Genomic DNA, 14509 nt, shown 5'->3' with positions numbered 1-14509 from the left:
ATATTTCTTGTTTGCCGACAAGATAACAGCGCAAATTCGCCAGATCCTACTAATAACGAAATCAGGAAAAATTCTGACTTTTATCCAGCGCTATTAGCAATTAGCTATTAGCAATTAGCTATTAGCAAAGCCCAATGTTTATAACTAGCAACTTGAGTTACTTAGCAAAAGGTTACCGCCTTAAGGACTTCAGCGATCGGTAAGTTAACTGCAACCAATCGGAAATCTACTTAGCAACACGGTTTTCCAATTGTTCAATGCGTTGCTGCTGCTCGCGGATAGTGTTGTCCTGATGGATGAGATAAAGCGTCAACTCTTCCAGCTTTTGCAACAGGTTCATCGCAAATTCTGGGATGTTGATGCCAGAATTTTTCATCTGTTCGCCCGACTGAATATTAGGAAGATGTCCATGCTTGCGGATGAACCCATGCACATCACTGAGGGTTGGTAGATCGTAGTTGGCTGCAAAGACGAAGTCGGCTGGCTTTAGTGAAGCGCCTCCCACCAGGATGTCACCCGTTCCGCCATCAATGTGAACCATGACTTGACCAGCACTATTGAGCAAACGAATGTCCCCATTGTGACCCTCACCACCCAGGGTGATGTTGCCATTACCGCCATCAATGTGAACACTCTGTTTGCCTTCTGGATCCAGCAGTGTGGCATCCCCTTGGGACCCATTCCCACCCAGGGTGATGTTGCCATTTCCACCATCCAAGTGGATAGTCTGTTTGCCATCTGGTTTTAGCAGTGTGACATCCCCTTCGGTACCGCTACCGCCCGCCAATATATTGCCTTTTTCACCGTCCAAGTGTATAGTTACGCCGTTTGCTGTATTTTTTAAGAGAATTTGGCTGGTTTCTTGGGTCATTTGAAGCAGAGTCCTCAACTTGAGTTAAATCCATTTCCCAAATTCCCACTTGAACGAGTAAATGTCAAGTCTCTTTATCTGACTTATGCAAAATCTGCCATGGTTCAAAAATAGCGGTTTTTGGGGGCTTTGCAGCATCAGTTTATTAACTAAGACTAATTTCTATGCAATGCTCTGATTGCCACTCTCTATATCCGTAATAATCTAAACTTATAAGTCATCAAATACACTTTTGTATATTGCGGTCGCCAATTCATCGAGGGCTATGAGACCTTACACCTGACGACTGTAAGTCGCGGCTATACAGACAAAACCTGCCGCCGCAGGTTCAAAACCCTTGATTTTACCTTAGTCCGCGCTGGCGGACTTTGTTTGTATAGCCGCGATTTCTGATCCAGGACTTACGCAAAAAAACAAAGGGCGATCCGAAAAATCGTGGGTTTCTAGTCGCGAGATTGACGCATCACCTTTGTTTTTGGCTTGAGTCAATCTGCCTAATATAGCGGATTGCAGCCGTTGATGGTACACCAAGCCAAAAGGCTGTACCTCACTCGCTGGCAATCCGCTGTATTTTAACCACAGATACACACAGATGTACGCAGATGAATTCTGGGTTTATCTGTCTCTATCTGCGGTTCTAATTTCTGCAACTGCTTTTACCTGAATTGGTAAAGCGAGATGAGGATAAAGTTTATGAATTTTCACCATCGTTTCTATCGCCGCCGCTTTATCACCAATTGCCATATTCGCAGATTGTCGCGTGATAATTTCTGCTACTACCCTTGCTGCTTCCTCACTTTTTTGTGCTGCTTTATCTAAAAATGCAAAGATGCGCTGCTTGGCAACTCTGCCTCGATTTACTTGCGATAGCACGGTGATAAAATAGGGTAGCAATTCCTGCAAGCGTTCGGGATTATTAATAGCATAACTCTCCAGATAATTCGTGGCAAATAACTGCATATCTGTTGAGGGATGTTCGCTGAATTTGAGCAGATATTCTTGTCCATACGCTTCTTTGAAATACCGGGTTACCATGTCGCGTCCAAATTTGCGGACATCTTGTCTGACGCTATCGCATAAATTAACCAGAATACTAGGAGTTAAATCGGTGTCGGTGAAGCATGTACCGAATACTCGGAAACCAAATTCCCGCGTATCATCCCACTTGCATTCTACTAACTTGACTGCTGCTAACATTTCCCGTTCGTTTCCGCGCAGTCTGTTGAGGTTGTGCAAGAACATTTCTCGCGCTGCTTCCCGCACAGCAAGTATTTCGTTGTCGGCAAGTTTGACTATTTCAAATGTCTCGAATTCCTTTGCCCATCTGTCGCAGTTTGCACTCAGTACATATCCGGCTAATTCTTGTGCTGCGGAATATTTAGCTTTTAGCAGGCGCAAGGCTGTATCTTTGGTAACATTGGTCATCCATTCTGGTAAATCTTCTTTGAGCAAAAGTACGATCGCGGCGTGGATACCTTCTTGCGTTTTGGGTTGCAACAAAATACCGATTAATTCTGTTGCTAATCTGGCGGCGAAATCTGGATGATTGGTGGCTAATCTTTGAATTACTGGGCGAATTGCGTTGCGGATATCTGCTTGTTCGTGAATCATCATTGTGACTAGCAGCGGGTATTGATTCAAAAGCGTTGCGTCGGGGAGGTTTCCGAAAATTTGCATCCCAATGTTGCGGATTGACTCGTGGGGTGATGTCATGAGAGAGTCGATTAATCCTGATGGCAAATTAGCCGCACTGGTTTGGTGGAGTAAGAGGATTCTTGCGCCGAATTCTTGGATTTCTAATAAGGGGTTTTGCAGTAAGTCAAGTACAACGGATAAACCTAATGTGCCAAGTTGGGTAGGGAAGCAAGTAAGCAGGGTTTCGGAAATATCTTTTGCTAGTGTTGCTTTTGTTTCGTTTAATCCTAATAGTGAGGCAAATAGCTGCCCGATTAAGATTTTTGCTTGACGATCGCTCAGGGTAACTGAACTTAGGAATTGGCGGGCGAATTGGCGGGTTTCGGATTGGGGACTGGTGACTAAGGCGATGATAAAATTGTTATCGTAATTGATGGGATTGCTCCCTGCCTCAATCCACCGATATGCCGCGGCGCGCGCGGGTGCAAAGGCACAATTTGCTATAGCCAAAACCAAGGTAAAATTGGGGTTGGTGGGGTTGTAGCGCTCGCGCGCTATTTCAAACCCCAATTGTGCTGTCACTTCGTAAGGTTTATTCAGCAATCTAATTATCGTACTTTCATCTAATTCTGTACCAAACTGGGGACAAGCACGCGCCGCTTTAACTGCAAAATGATGCACGGGACGACAGTCACTTTCTAAAAGCAATCGCAATAATTCAGCAGGTTGTTGTTCCCAAAGCGAGGGAAATGCTTCTTCTCTTACATCTGGTTCTGCATCTCCAGGTTTGTAAGAATCTCGACAACGCCAAGCTTTCGCGTTTTCCTTTAATTCATAGCGCGGACTATGTTCGTAAAGGATATGGTTAAAAGTTATATATCCCGCGAAAGCATCCCAATTGTGGTTAAAATCTACTTTATAATACTGTCCTTTAGCATCCCTTTGCCATCGAGTTAAAGTAGTTTCGCGCGCTGCTTCAGCATCGCTATCTGAATACTGAAGCAGAACTCCGACAGCCATTTTTACATATTCAGTGTCGCCTAATTCGCCCAAGGTTTTTAGAGTCCGCCACACCCGCCTTAAAAAATAGTCGCGAGTGTGACTGCTGTAAGCAATTTTTGACTCTGAACGCTTCAATTCATCTTTGATTTCGCTGTATATTTCATAATGACCTGTTGTTCTGTTGTAATTTCGATAGACGCGCTTTCTTAAGTAACCGCCACCAGGGGTAGAAATACCATAGGAATTGCTACTAAACATTGAGGACTCTTTCTCGAAGCGGTAAGCAAGGATGGCAAAAACTTCTGCATCGTGGCGATATTCAGCCATTTTAAAAATATGTCGAAACCGCTGGAAATAATTCGGACGTAGCGGCGCAGTTTTCAGAATATCTATAAGTGCTGGACGGACATACTCGTTATCGATTTGATATATAGTATCGAGAACGGCAAACCGCTTGTAATCTCCATTATTAAGATAGGTGCGTAAGGCATGAGAAAATTCATCTGCCGATTTGGCGCTGGTAAATTCTTGCGGCAGATTTTCTATCATTTCAGATTGCAACGCTGCTTTTGTTTCTGCATCGGCGAGTTTGAGTAATGCTTCAAATGCAATTCGGCTAACAAATTCTGGCGTTGTATTGTGACTGCGAAGGCGAACAAGTGCAGGAACAGCACCCTCGCCGCCACACCAACCTAATGCCCAAGCTATGCAATAATCTCTCAGCGCATCGCCGCTGCCAATTAGTGGGATAAGTAAAGGAGTCGCTTCGGGTATTTTCAGTTCTCCGGCGCGCCAAATCGCTCTTTCTAAAGGCCATTTGCTGGGAGTTTGATTAGCTAGACGGTTTAAGATTGCGACCTTGCGCGTGGCTGGTTTTTCTGGTTTAGCTAAAGTTTCTTCTACGGGCGGAGTGCTGACATCTTGATAGCCTTTTTTGGTCTTTTCAGCTACTAATTTAGCGAAAACTTTCTCCGCTTCTGCCAAAGGTACGGCTTGAGTTGTCTTGACCCCTTCTTTTAGATTTGCACCTCGCCGTCCGTAGCGGAAGTTAACCACATATCGATTTTCACCCGTTTGGCATAAATCGACTTCGTATACTTTGTCTGAAGTTCCTTCCTGGTAGTGCAGGGTTGTCCGTTTGATTAGTTGCATAGGGAATGGAGAGCGAGGGTTTTTTCTCTCGTTCCCAGGTTCTACCTGGGAATGCCGATCTGGAGGCTCCGGCCTCCGATTGTGGAAAGATGTACAAGAGGCAGAGCCTCTAGGATAGCGTTAAGAGGCGGGAGCCTGGGAACGCGATCGCCTAAATCTGCCCATAGAATCTGAGGGGGTGGCGGGGCGGGTTTACGTATATTGTTAGCCTGCGCCATAGATTGTCGGTTAAACCCGCCCCTACTATCATGTCCGTTGAATTGCCCATAATCAAAAAACCTCACAGAGTCGTTGCGTAGGGACACGGCATTATATATATCTCGAACAAACAGATAACCTTAATAATGCCGTGTCCCGGCTCCTAATTATGGGTAATCGACCGGAAATGATATAACGCGATCGCCTAAATCTGCCCATAGAATCCGAGGGGGTGGCGGGGCGGGTTTACATATATTGCCAGTTTGGGTCATAGATTGTCGGTTAAACCCGCCCCTACAAGAATTTGGCTATAACGAATATAAACTCGCCCCGGATGGATGGGGCGGGTTTTGGTGCGGCGCAAATCCGGAATCTTAACCTTCTGACAAACTGCCAATACTCAGCGGGACTAATTCTCCATGTCGCGTCAGTCCTAATAACATTGGTTCTTGAGGTCGGATAAACTCTCCTGTAAGCACGCAGCGTTCTTCTCGTTCGGCTGTGGCGGGAATGCTGGCGCGAATGTCAGAACGCGAAAACTGCGGTTTAAACGCTCCAGATTTCTGTTGCACGTAATTCCAGAGGATTTCGCGGATGAGCGCTTGATATCCTTGGTTTCCAGCTAGATCTTTGAGTCTATCTTTCAATTCCCGCTCCAAGCGTATGCTGGTAACGTCCATCTCGGTGGTGGGAATCCGGGTAGCAGTATTATTCGCGAACATTTTACTTTTCTCCTTTATGGGGTAGACAGATCTAATAATACAAGTGTAGTATTTTATTAGTAAGATTTCTAATCCAGAGCCTTCAAGAACTACCAACGTGATTCACCAGCAATCCCTTTCCACTTCAATGCCCGTCACCAGTCGCTTAGACGACGGTGCAGACGCCATTTGGGGCGTCACCAGGGGAATTGCAGTGGATTGTTTGTTGGAACTTTGGTATGGCTTGCAAGATCGAGGTAGAGAGGTCAAACCTAATTTGACCCTACTGTTTAACGGGCATAACGGATCGGCAGATTCATTAAGACGAAGCGGGAGGTACAGGCTTAAAGTGACTGTACCTATATAGAACGAGAAGAACCCAAAGCCTTCTAACCCCCGCTTCTAAGTAACCAGAGGCGGGGGTTCTTGTTTAAGGAGTTTAGATCGTGACATCAACATCGCAACCTCACAGGCAAAGACCAACAGAAGTGTTAGCCCAGTCGGTGGTAGTGTTCTCTAAGAACTATCTGCCAATGAGTCGAGTCAATATTAAGCGGGCAATTACCCTGCTGATAACGGGTAAAGCGGAACCGCTGAGCATTGATGAGACGGCGGCGTGGCAGGTGAAATCGGCGAGCCATTTATTTTATGTGCCGCAACAGATTCGCCTGACGTTTACCAGTAACGAACGACTGTGGAAAGTGCCGCCAGTGAATCGGCGTGAAGTTTTGCGACGGGATCGCCACAGTTGCCAATACTGCGGCTGTACAAAAAACTTAACGCTGGATCACGTAATTCCACGGTCAAAAGGCGGAAAACACTCCTGGGACAACGTAGTTATTGCCTGCGAAAGGTGCAATACCACAAAAGGCGATCGCACTCCTGAGCAAGCTGGAATGCAACTTTGCACCCAGCCAAAAGCCCCCCTCCACCCAGCCGTTGCTTTTGCCGAGCAATTCTGGCAGGAACAGCAACTCTAGGGGATGTGAAAATTGCAGATTTAAGATTTTAGATTTCAGATTTAATTCAAATCTGCAATCTGCAATCTTAAATCTACAATTCTCCCCGCCCCACTCAGCACTAAAACAATGGGAGATACCCGACGATGCTGAAACTCACCTATACCGAAAATGGATTTTATCTAGAGCGTCTGGCACAATCCCTAGAAGATTGGTTGACGGCAAGAGTGATGCTGTCTGTGCGCGCTGGGTGGCAAATCTGCATCGGTGCTAGCACCGCTTCGTTCTTGTTACCTGCCGATCTGCCTGGGATCGATCGCTTGCAAGCGGAAGTGCGGCGCGAAGATGCGGAAATTATCGATCTGTGCGTTAGCGATGCTGAATGCGTCGAAGTCAGCTTGCGCGGAACTTGGATTTCTACGAGTGCCGAAAGTGACGAAGGCGTGTTTGTGGTGACGTTGAGCGATCGCGTCGAGTTCTTCTTGTTCAAACTCTGGCAACTCTCTCAAACCTACGCCTCTTGCATGAGCGAATAATTGTGGGGTGGGCATCTTGCCCGCCCTTTTAATTCTAGGCAGTGAGGAGTCGAGGCCAGAAGCCAGTATTATGACTATGCAGCGTTGAGGCTCTGTTTGTGTCTGCCAAGGATGTTTTCCACGAAGCCGTAAAACAGGCACTTCAAAAAGAGCAGTGGGTAATTACTGACGATCCGCTCAGGTTTAAGTTTGGCAATGTCAACTTTCAAGTTGATCTGGGGGCAGAGCAATTGCTCGCAGCGGAGCGAGCCGGAGAGAAAATAGCGGTAGAGATCAAAAGCTTTTTGAATCCCTCTGCGATTACGGATTTTTACTCTGCATTGGGGCAGTTTCTCAGCTATCGTCTTGCTTTAGAGTCTGTTGAACCAGATCGGATGCTGTACTTGGCAGTCCCAGTTGATGTTTATCAAACATTTTTTCAATACGAGTTTACTCAAACTGCGGTACAACGGTATCAGGTCTTGCTAATTGTGTACGATCCAGCAAAAGAGGTGATTGTGCAATGGACAAGGTAGCCCAATATCGAAAGTTCGTTCAAACATTACTGAGTCATTATGCCAAAGATGATGTTTCGGATGATCAGGTCGAAGTGCAACTCATTTTCGATACTGAACGGGATCATTACCAGTGGATGAATGTCGGTTGGCAACACTTCAACCGAATTTACCGATGCATAATCCATTTTGATATCAAAGATGGAAAAATTTGGCTTCAGCAAAATTTGACAGACCAGAATCCGGCGGAGGAGTTGGTTGAAATGGGTGTTCCAAGAGAGGATATTGTCTTGGGATTACAGCCTCCTTACAAACGGCAGTATACTGATTACGGTGCAGCTTGAAATACAGTAGCTGCGCCTTTGAACGCTGACGTTGGAGCCGACCTGATAAAGGTTTTCCTTGGAACCAGAGTTGATCTGCGGCGGCTCCACTCCACCGTTGTACTGTTTCCCTATGGATGGGAAAAATACATTAGTCTTCCAATCAAATTCCCGTCATTATGTCGAAACTAATACTTCAAGTACGAACAAGGGATAACCTACTGGATCTACTTGCCAAGTCTGAATCTGCGGCTTGGGTTGTGGCAGACGATAAAATACAGAAAATTACACATATCCAAGTTGTGAATTTCCCAGGTACACAGATGATTGAAGGTGTGTTTGACCGCAGCACCAGTTATCGGAGAGATGATGGCAGACTTGTTGTGAAGTTTTTAGACGGTCGTATTGTCAATTGCAGCGTTCAATTTGATGGGCAAAACCCTGTCCGCTATATTTAAAGTGTACTGTTTACTCTTCGATTGAGGTTACTCAACATGGACATCACAGCTAGGTTGAATGAAATTGCAACTCTGAGCATTGAAGATAGAATTCTTCTTGTGCAAGCAATCTGGGATAGTATTGCAGCCGAACAAGCTTACCCCGATCTGACAGAGGAACAAAAGCGCGAGCTTGATTCTCGGATCGATGACTATGAAATGAATCCAGAGAATGTATTGACTTGGGAGGAAATCAAAGCATCGATTAAGGGAAAAAAATGAATTACGCACTGGTATTTCGCCCTGAAGTTCGCGAAGAACTTGATGAGGCGTACAGTTGGTAAGAGAGCTAACAGTCGGGGCTTGGCGACGAATTTTTAGGCTGTGTGGAGGAGATGCTAAATCGAATTTGTCAAATGCCCGAATCTTATGCAGTTGTATATCGTTTAGTTAGAGGTTATTGGTGAGGTAAACTTGTTTAATTGCCCTTTAAGCACCGAGAAGGCAAACCGCCTTGTCGAGCAACTAAAACTGGATAGCAACTGTTACGCTTTAGATATTGGGTGTGGCGAAGGCGAGTTTTTAATTCGAGTCGCCGAGCAATATGGCATTACAGGTGTTGGAGTCGATCGTAATTCAGAGTTAATTAATTTGGCTAAACAAAAAGCGAAAAAGAGGCTATCAAGCACAAACTTATCCTTTGTCTGTCAGGACGCTCAATCGTTTAACTGGGAAGCACACAAAGCCAACTTGATTATCTGTATCGGTTCAGAATTTATTTGGGGTGGTTATCGTCAATCTTTACAATTGTTTTCTCATTATTTAGTCAACTCAGGCTCATTACTGATTGGGACAGTATTTTGGAAACAAGAACCATCGCCAGAGTATCTTAGTCTGATGGCAGGAGAAAACCCGCACTTTGATTATATAACTACAGTAGATATAGCAATAGAAGAAGGTTTCATTCCGCTTTACTTGTGCCGAAGCAGCGAAGATGAGTGGGATGATTTTGAGAGTAGACAAGCACAAAAACGTTATTTAGCAGCAATGCAAAATGCTGATGAGACGGCATTTGAGCGGATACAAAGTTGGCAAAGAGGATATTTAAGATGGGGGATTGATACAATGGGGTTCGCTTTCTTACTGCTTCAGAAACGATGAGTACAGAGTTTGTTGTGTTGACGCGGCATAACAAGTCGCTGTACCAGAACTTACCAATATGGTCGGTTGTGTTGGAGAGGTTATCTGCGTCCGGAATATACAAGCGATCTGCTTTCTCCTTTTGCCTGTTCGCTTTCTCATTTCAGTCATTTGTATATTCATTTTGGTATTTTCCGCAAGCAAAATGGCAATTTACTTGCTCATTTTGCCTTTTTGTTTACTCATTTCAGTAATTCGCGCATTCATTTTAGTGTTTTCCGCAAGCGAAATGGTGATTTACTTGCTCATTTTGCCTATTTATTTATTCATTTCAGTAATTCGCGCATTCATCCGAGCGATCGCAGCAAGACCAACGTCAACACCAATGGCAAGCAAGCAGCCGCAACCAGTTAAGATGAGCGTTTGTAGGTTGGATCGTTTGATCGCGATCGCTATGGGCATCGCCAACTTGCTCAAATCAGCCCTCTTCCGACAAGAGAAAAGGGCTATTTGCACCTGTTCATCGAGGAAACAGCTAAACCGTGGTTCAATTTCAACCCTGATTTCTCAACTCTCGGACGATTTCCAAAAGCGAGATTTTTAGACCACACGGAATCAAAAGGACAGAGGATTTGTCGGTTTTCTGGAGACAACCACAAGAGCGCGTCTTCTAGGTCCGCTATGCGGTAGGTTTCGTTCAGCAGGATGCAGGTTAGCAGGCGATGAACAGCGATCGCTTGAGAGTCTGTTAGCACAATCATTTATCGCCCTCCTCTGTCGCCTTTAGACAAAATAACCAGAGCCTTATCAATATCCCGGACTTTGATGCCTCGAAGGGCAATCAGCAGCGAGCGGATGAGGGTGACCTCATCATCGGAGAGTATAACCATAAGCAAAACCTCACTGTGACAATTAATAACACTACTATGACGTTACCATAATAATACAGTGAGGTTCTAAAATTTTTAGGATTCCTCTTAATGCCTGTGTTTGCGTGGCGACAGATAAAGCCAGAATTACCGTGTACCTGCCTCAAGAGCTAAAAGATCGCTTAGCCGTGATAGCGGAAAAGGACAAGCGATCGGTCAGCGTCATGATCGAGATACTGATTCTTGAGGCTCTAGAGGCTAGGGATAAGGGGAAGGCGTAGCGATCTCCCAGATGTTTTGTTATAAGGTGTTGGCGGTGGTCACAAAGAAAAATCAGGTGACGATATACCTATCCGATCAGGTTAGAGACAGAGTTAAGGCGATCGCAGACAGAGAGCGGCGATCGTTTAGTTTTATTGCGGAAGAGCTTTTAATCAAAGGCTTAGAGGCTAAAGAAACTGGGGATAAGGGGAAGGAGTAGCGATCCTAAAATTGCTTGGCAGATCGTCCAAATTTGCACTTTGGCACAACGATGTCCTGCCAAGCTGTGTGGGATTATGGGAAGATATGACTTTATGCTTCTTATGCCTGCCGACAAAAAAAGTCTCAGAATCTATCTGACCTCGGACATTGAGAGAATTCTGAGGGTTCTAAGTGCTATCAAAAATCAGAGCATCAGTGAAACTGTGCAGATCGCGTTAGAGGAACACTTTGGCAAACCAGACAACCAAGATTTAATCGCTCGTCACAAAATCGATCAAATCAAGGAGAATTAGGAGTTACTTTCCTGCTGGAACGCTCAAAACTCTTCGAGGTTAGCATGGCGACAGATAAAGCCAGAATTACCGTATACCTGCCTCAAGATCTAAAAGATCGCTTAGCCGTAATAGCAGAAAAGGACAAGCGATCGGTCAGCGTATTGATTGAGATACTGATTCTTGAGGCTCTAGAAGCTAGAGATAAGGGGAAGGCGTAGCGAAAATGCCATCATAGAAGAACCAAGCGACGAGCATGGCAACAATGGAGAAGCAACTAAAACAAATCGTGATATCCGATCCAAAGGTAATGATGGGTAAACCTGTAATTGCCGGAACCCGCATTACCGTTGAGCTAATTCTAGAAAAACTTGCCGCTGGCGAAATCTGGGAACAAATCATCGAAGCTCATCCTCGACTAAACCGCGAGGCAATTCAGGCAGCATTGGCATTTGCCGCACAAGCTTTACGAGCCGATGTAATTTATCCGATTATTGAGGCAGCTTCGTAAATTTTGTCGCAGATGAAAATTTAGATAGGCAAATAGTTGAGCGCCTGGGGCAAGATGGTCACACCGTTTGGCACGTCGCTGAAATGGAGCCAGGAATTTCTGATGATATTGTGCTGGAGTTAGCCAACCGAGAAGTAGCTTTGCTGTTGACAGCGGATAAAGACTTTGGCGAGTTAGTGTTTCGCCTGCGTCGTGTGGCGTCTGGCGTCGTACTTGTTCGACTATCGGGGTTATCTCCCATCAGCAAGGCAGAGATTGTTTCTCGTGCGATCGCGCAACATTCTGAAGAGTTGCTAGGCTCTTTCACCGTCATCACACCAACAGCTATTCGCATTCGTAAAATCGAAAATTGAATGCGATCGCATCTATCCTGCACCAAGAGCGATCGCATCCCACTACGACGCTAAAATTGTCAGCCCTGGCAAAGAAGGCAAACTAACGTTATTAGCGTTCAAATCCTTTAAATAGATTGGCTTGCGTGTAAAGTTTGCCTGCATCACCGTTTTGTAATACTCTATATTCTTCCGCATCTACTTTGTATTCTTTTTTACTTCCATCGCCAAATTCAAACGTGATGTAATAATCTGTTTCAGTATCGTATTGTCCGCTAATCCCTTGCTTGCGTTTTTCGACAACGCGCACATCCCAACTAAAGACTGGCTGGGACGCTACGTAACCGGCTCCCCAAATCCGAAAAATAATCGCAACTAGGATCGAAGCCAAAAGAAAAGCAACTAGAACAACACCCAGATTCATTATTTTAACTGCCTTTTATTGATCGGGACTTACACAAAGAAACCGGGTTTCTATGAAAAATCGTCGTTTTGGAAAAGTAGGGGCGGGTTTAACCAATCAACTCACGGAACCACGAGATATCTCGTTAAACCCGCCCCTACACTACGCAGAAACTTTGGTGATAGGATCTTTGTGCGTAATTCATGTTGATGTTAAAGATTATACTCAGGTTGAGTCGAAAGAGCGATCGCTTCTATTTTGACATTTCCAGCAGTTCGGGAAGCGTCACAAAACGGTAGCCTTTCTGTTTAAGTCCGCTGATAATTCCCGGTAAAGCTTTGACACTGCCAGAGCGATCGCCGCCTCCATCGTGCATCAATATAATAGAACCCGGTTTCACACCCTTCAATACATTATTCACAAATGCTTCTGGTTTGGCGCGAGGATCGGTATCTGCCGAACTCACCGACCACATTACTACAGCCTGTTTCTGGCTTTTAGCATAGGCTGCCAATCCGTTGTTTAAAAAGCCTCCGGGTGGACGAAACAAGGAAGTTTTTACTCCTGTAGTCTTTTGTATTATCTCCGCTGTGCGTTCAATTTCGCTTCTGGCAGTTGCTCGACTCATACGACGATACCAGTGATGCCAGGTATGGTTGCCGATGGCGTGTCCTTCTGCAACTGTGCGCTGGAAGATTTCGGGATTAGCTTCTACCGCTTTACCAACCACAAAAAATGTGGCTTTGACGGTATGTGACTGGAGAATATCGAGAATTTGAGGCGTTTCAGGGGCTTGTGGGCCATCATCAATCGTTAACGCTACTACTTTCTCCCGATCGTCGGGTTTTACGTCATAAAACGTTTTTCCAGCAAACTTAGCTGGGACGGTAAATGCTGGGGGTGGTGTTATGGCTGGCTGTTGGATGGGCGCCTTCGCACCAGTTAATGCCTGTTTTTCTGGCGCTGCCTGATTCGATTCATCGGTTTGCACTTTCAGGTGCAACAGCATCCCCAAGGCAAAACCGATAGATGCGATCGCCAACACCTTTAATATCCTGCGCTGCTTTCCCAAGTACTTATCCATCGCACCAATCCTAAAACTGCTCTCATCTTACGACTCCGACTCCACCCGGAATCTCGATCTGCTTCAAATCCTGACATAGAGCCACTTTGAGACAATATCAAAAAATTTTCCCCAAACCCTTGACACCTTTGTATTATGTTAGTAGCATGAAATTGTAGGGCGAGAGAGACGCAACCGAAAGGCGAGTCAAAAGCCCAACGCAGAACCTTGAAAACTGAATATGTCACCCATTTTTTGACGAACCTTGGGCGTCACCACCCAAAGACAACCAAATCTAAAGTGGAGGCGCACCAAAGGAAAAGCGAAAGTGGTTAGACAATCGGAACAAACGACTTTTTTGGTAATACAGGAAAGACGTTGGTTCAAAGGAGATCGTCTGACACCAAAAGCGCTCAACTCAGTTGGGGCTAAAGTAATGCGGTTGCAAGCGAACACCAAGGTTTATGTAGGTAGATTCACAAGCAAACCGGAAAATTTATAGCAACACTGATCGACTGGAAACGATCGTATTTTTGATTGAAGATATGAGAGGAACCAGAGCATCTGTTGGTGATGTAGCACTGAGAGAATACATCAAAAATGTAGGTAATTGGTGTTAGTCAACAAAGCCTGGTGTTAGGCGATCGCATTCTAACCACAAATCAAAACAGCAGTATTTATGAGGCTGTAGCTCAGTTGGTCTAGAGCGCCTGTCTGTCGAACAGGAAGCCGCGAGTTCAAATCTCGTCAGCCTCGTTCGCATAGTCCCGTAGGCGAATTGGTATTAAGCCGTCTGCCCCTCAAGCAGAAGATTGCGAGTTCAAACCTCGTCGGGACTATTAGACCTCGACAATAATTCCCAAACCCTTTTCCTACTTGGTTTCTGGCTGATGGCACCGGGTGCCATCAGCCAGAAACCAACGTTTAAATAAGGGTTTGAAAATTTTTTAATAAAAACTCCCCCAATTTTATGGTCTGATTTTTCCGATTTTTTTTCACTTTGTAATCACTTTTAGTGACATATAACTATTGCACCTATCCGCCATCTTACTAATCCACATACTACGGGAATTATTAGCTCGTAATTTTCCGGATTTAAGCGAAATCTTGCGGCGGCTACTCGAAAAA

At 45.1% G+C, this 14509-nt stretch carries 22 protein-coding genes, 2 tRNA genes and 1 pseudogene; 18 read left to right on the top strand and 7 right to left on the bottom strand.

All coding sequences use genetic code 11. From position 1 onward, the window contains the following. Window positions 1-226: 226 nt before the first annotated feature. The 3 genes from ACE1CM_RS14160 to ACE1CM_RS14150 all read right to left on the bottom strand — a co-directional run bounded on the left by ACE1CM_RS14160 (window position 227) and on the right by ACE1CM_RS14150 (window position 5580). Window positions 227-871 (bottom strand): hypothetical protein, encoded by a 645-nt coding sequence (locus tag ACE1CM_RS14160; RefSeq protein WP_374878164.1) that lies wholly within the window; start codon window positions 869-871, stop codon window positions 227-229. A gap of 615 nt (window positions 872-1486) precedes the next feature. Further along, window positions 1487-4660 (bottom strand): WGR domain-containing protein, encoded by a 3174-nt coding sequence (locus ACE1CM_RS14155; RefSeq protein WP_374878163.1) that lies wholly within the window; start codon window positions 4658-4660, stop codon window positions 1487-1489. Between the two features lie 572 nt (window positions 4661-5232). Further along, window positions 5233-5580, bottom strand: coding sequence for a hypothetical protein (locus ACE1CM_RS14150; RefSeq protein WP_374878162.1), 348 nt, complete (start codon window positions 5578-5580; stop codon window positions 5233-5235). Between the two features lie 97 nt (window positions 5581-5677). Here ACE1CM_RS14150 and ACE1CM_RS14145 point away from each other — a divergent pair, with 97 nt between their 5' ends. From ACE1CM_RS14145 to ACE1CM_RS14105, 9 genes are all read left to right on the top strand, one after another. Then, on the top strand, window positions 5678-5926 hold the full coding sequence (locus tag ACE1CM_RS14145; RefSeq protein ID WP_374878161.1) for a hypothetical protein: 249 nt from the start codon (window positions 5678-5680) through the stop codon (window positions 5924-5926). Between the two features lie 166 nt (window positions 5927-6092). Further along, complete coding sequence (locus ACE1CM_RS14140) at window positions 6093-6539, top strand: HNH endonuclease (RefSeq protein ID WP_374878177.1); 447 nt, start codon at window positions 6093-6095, stop codon at window positions 6537-6539. 125 nt (window positions 6540-6664) lie between these two features. Beyond that, the gene (locus tag ACE1CM_RS14135) at window positions 6665-7054 is read left to right on the top strand and encodes an alr0857 family protein (RefSeq protein WP_374878160.1); all 390 of its coding nucleotides are present in this window, start codon (window positions 6665-6667) and stop codon (window positions 7052-7054) included. A 98-nt stretch (window positions 7055-7152) separates the two neighbouring features. After that, a complete protein-coding gene (locus tag ACE1CM_RS14130; RefSeq protein WP_374878159.1) occupies window positions 7153-7569 on the top strand; it encodes a XisH family protein in 417 nt (138 codons plus the stop codon). Beyond that, a complete protein-coding gene (locus ACE1CM_RS14125) occupies window positions 7557-7892 on the top strand; it encodes a XisI protein (protein WP_374878158.1) in 336 nt (111 codons plus the stop codon). Before ACE1CM_RS14130 ends, ACE1CM_RS14125 begins: the two co-directional genes overlap by 13 nt. A gap of 158 nt (window positions 7893-8050) precedes the next feature. Further along, a complete protein-coding gene (locus tag ACE1CM_RS14120) occupies window positions 8051-8329 on the top strand; it encodes a hypothetical protein (protein ID WP_374878157.1) in 279 nt (92 codons plus the stop codon). 36 nt (window positions 8330-8365) lie between these two features. Beyond that, window positions 8366-8590, top strand: coding sequence for an addiction module protein (locus tag ACE1CM_RS14115; protein ID WP_374878156.1), 225 nt, complete (start codon window positions 8366-8368; stop codon window positions 8588-8590). 192 nt (window positions 8591-8782) lie between these two features. Next, window positions 8783-9469, top strand: a complete 687-nt coding sequence (locus tag ACE1CM_RS14110; RefSeq protein ID WP_374878155.1) for an SAM-dependent methyltransferase — start codon at window positions 8783-8785, stop codon at window positions 9467-9469. A 66-nt stretch (window positions 9470-9535) separates the two neighbouring features. Next, window positions 9536-9862, top strand: coding sequence for a hypothetical protein (locus ACE1CM_RS14105; RefSeq protein WP_374878154.1), 327 nt, complete (start codon window positions 9536-9538; stop codon window positions 9860-9862). A 92-nt stretch (window positions 9863-9954) separates the two neighbouring features. Here the strand turns inward: ACE1CM_RS14105 and ACE1CM_RS14100 are convergent, their stop codons facing one another. Next, entirely contained in the window at window positions 9955-10209 is a 255-nt protein-coding gene (locus tag ACE1CM_RS14100) for a hypothetical protein (protein WP_374878153.1), read from the bottom strand. Beyond that, on the bottom strand, window positions 10210-10338 hold the full coding sequence (locus tag ACE1CM_RS14095; protein ID WP_374878152.1) for a hypothetical protein: 129 nt from the start codon (window positions 10336-10338) through the stop codon (window positions 10210-10212). 104 nt (window positions 10339-10442) lie between these two features. Here ACE1CM_RS14095 and ACE1CM_RS14090 point away from each other — a divergent pair, with 104 nt between their 5' ends. From ACE1CM_RS14090 to ACE1CM_RS14070, 5 genes and pseudogenes are all read left to right on the top strand, one after another. Further along, the gene (locus ACE1CM_RS14090) at window positions 10443-10598 is read left to right on the top strand and encodes a ribbon-helix-helix protein, CopG family (protein ID WP_374878151.1); all 156 of its coding nucleotides are present in this window, start codon (window positions 10443-10445) and stop codon (window positions 10596-10598) included. Between the two features lie 11 nt (window positions 10599-10609). Next, window positions 10610-10798, top strand: coding sequence for a hypothetical protein (locus ACE1CM_RS14085; protein ID WP_374878150.1), 189 nt, complete (start codon window positions 10610-10612; stop codon window positions 10796-10798). A gap of 339 nt (window positions 10799-11137) precedes the next feature. Next, entirely contained in the window at window positions 11138-11293 is a 156-nt protein-coding gene (locus ACE1CM_RS14080; protein WP_374878149.1) for a ribbon-helix-helix protein, CopG family, read from the top strand. A 44-nt stretch (window positions 11294-11337) separates the two neighbouring features. Continuing rightward, window positions 11338-11583 (top strand): DUF433 domain-containing protein, encoded by a 246-nt coding sequence (locus ACE1CM_RS14075; protein WP_374878148.1) that lies wholly within the window; start codon window positions 11338-11340, stop codon window positions 11581-11583. 11 nt (window positions 11584-11594) lie between these two features. Further along, window positions 11595-11936: pseudogene (locus ACE1CM_RS14070) on the top strand (DUF5615 family PIN-like protein); the annotation flags it as partial. 91 nt (window positions 11937-12027) lie between these two features. Here the strand turns inward: ACE1CM_RS14070 and ACE1CM_RS14065 are convergent. After that, window positions 12028-12339, bottom strand: coding sequence for a DUF2500 domain-containing protein (locus ACE1CM_RS14065; RefSeq protein WP_374878147.1), 312 nt, complete (start codon window positions 12337-12339; stop codon window positions 12028-12030). Window positions 12340-12391: 52 nt separating this feature from the next. Here ACE1CM_RS14065 and ACE1CM_RS14060 point away from each other — a divergent pair, with 52 nt between their 5' ends. Next, window positions 12392-12580, top strand: a complete 189-nt coding sequence (locus tag ACE1CM_RS14060) for a hypothetical protein (protein WP_374878146.1) — start codon at window positions 12392-12394, stop codon at window positions 12578-12580. Here ACE1CM_RS14060 and ACE1CM_RS14055 read toward each other — a convergent pair. Beyond that, window positions 12572-13402: a polysaccharide deacetylase family protein gene (locus tag ACE1CM_RS14055; RefSeq protein ID WP_374878145.1), complete on the bottom strand. Its 831-nt coding sequence runs from the start codon at window positions 13400-13402 to the stop codon at window positions 12572-12574. The genes ACE1CM_RS14060 and ACE1CM_RS14055 overlap by 9 nt on opposite strands. Window positions 13403-13709: 307 nt before the next feature. Between ACE1CM_RS14055 and ACE1CM_RS14050 the strand changes: the two genes are divergently transcribed. The 3 genes from ACE1CM_RS14050 (at window position 13710) to ACE1CM_RS14040 (ending at window position 14220) form a co-directional block, all read left to right on the top strand. Then, window positions 13710-13883 (top strand): hypothetical protein, encoded by a 174-nt coding sequence (locus ACE1CM_RS14050; protein ID WP_374878144.1) that lies wholly within the window; start codon window positions 13710-13712, stop codon window positions 13881-13883. Between the two features lie 179 nt (window positions 13884-14062). After that, window positions 14063-14137, top strand: a tRNA-Asp gene (locus ACE1CM_RS14045). Between the two features lie 7 nt (window positions 14138-14144). Further along, window positions 14145-14220, top strand: a tRNA-Glu gene (locus ACE1CM_RS14040). Window positions 14221-14509 lie beyond the last annotated feature (289 nt).

The sequence above is a fragment of the Microseira sp. BLCC-F43 genome, from assembly GCF_041929235.1.
Lineage (GTDB): Bacteria > Cyanobacteriota > Cyanobacteriia > Cyanobacteriales > Aerosakkonemataceae > Microseira.
The sequence above is the reverse complement of the archived record's forward strand: the minus strand, read 5'-3'. Positions and strand labels throughout refer to the sequence as shown.

Coding starts and splice junctions, on each gene's coding strand:
- ACE1CM_RS14160 (WP_374878164.1), bottom strand. CDS start 871: ATGACCCAAGAAACCAGCCAAATTCTCTTAAAAAATACAGCAAACGGC.
- ACE1CM_RS14155 (WP_374878163.1), bottom strand. CDS start 4,660: ATGCAACTAATCAAACGGACAACCCTGCACTACCAGGAAGGAACTTCA.
- ACE1CM_RS14150 (WP_374878162.1), bottom strand. CDS start 5,580: ATGTTCGCGAATAATACTGCTACCCGGATTCCCACCACCGAGATGGAC.
- ACE1CM_RS14140 (WP_374878177.1), top strand. CDS start 6,093: ATGAGTCGAGTCAATATTAAGCGGGCAATTACCCTGCTGATAACGGGT.
- ACE1CM_RS14135 (WP_374878160.1), top strand. CDS start 6,665: ATGCTGAAACTCACCTATACCGAAAATGGATTTTATCTAGAGCGTCTG.
- ACE1CM_RS14125 (WP_374878158.1), top strand. CDS start 7,557: ATGGACAAGGTAGCCCAATATCGAAAGTTCGTTCAAACATTACTGAGT.
- ACE1CM_RS14120 (WP_374878157.1), top strand. CDS start 8,051: ATGTCGAAACTAATACTTCAAGTACGAACAAGGGATAACCTACTGGAT.
- ACE1CM_RS14115 (WP_374878156.1), top strand. CDS start 8,366: ATGGACATCACAGCTAGGTTGAATGAAATTGCAACTCTGAGCATTGAA.
- ACE1CM_RS14100 (WP_374878153.1), bottom strand. CDS start 10,209: ATGATTGTGCTAACAGACTCTCAAGCGATCGCTGTTCATCGCCTGCTA.
- ACE1CM_RS14095 (WP_374878152.1), bottom strand. CDS start 10,338: ATGGTTATACTCTCCGATGATGAGGTCACCCTCATCCGCTCGCTGCTG.
- ACE1CM_RS14085 (WP_374878150.1), top strand. CDS start 10,610: ATGTTTTGTTATAAGGTGTTGGCGGTGGTCACAAAGAAAAATCAGGTG.
- ACE1CM_RS14080 (WP_374878149.1), top strand. CDS start 11,138: ATGGCGACAGATAAAGCCAGAATTACCGTATACCTGCCTCAAGATCTA.
- ACE1CM_RS14075 (WP_374878148.1), top strand. CDS start 11,338: ATGGAGAAGCAACTAAAACAAATCGTGATATCCGATCCAAAGGTAATG.
- ACE1CM_RS14065 (WP_374878147.1), bottom strand. CDS start 12,339: ATGAATCTGGGTGTTGTTCTAGTTGCTTTTCTTTTGGCTTCGATCCTA.
- ACE1CM_RS14060 (WP_374878146.1), top strand. CDS start 12,392: ATGAAAAATCGTCGTTTTGGAAAAGTAGGGGCGGGTTTAACCAATCAA.
- ACE1CM_RS14055 (WP_374878145.1), bottom strand. CDS start 13,402: ATGGATAAGTACTTGGGAAAGCAGCGCAGGATATTAAAGGTGTTGGCG.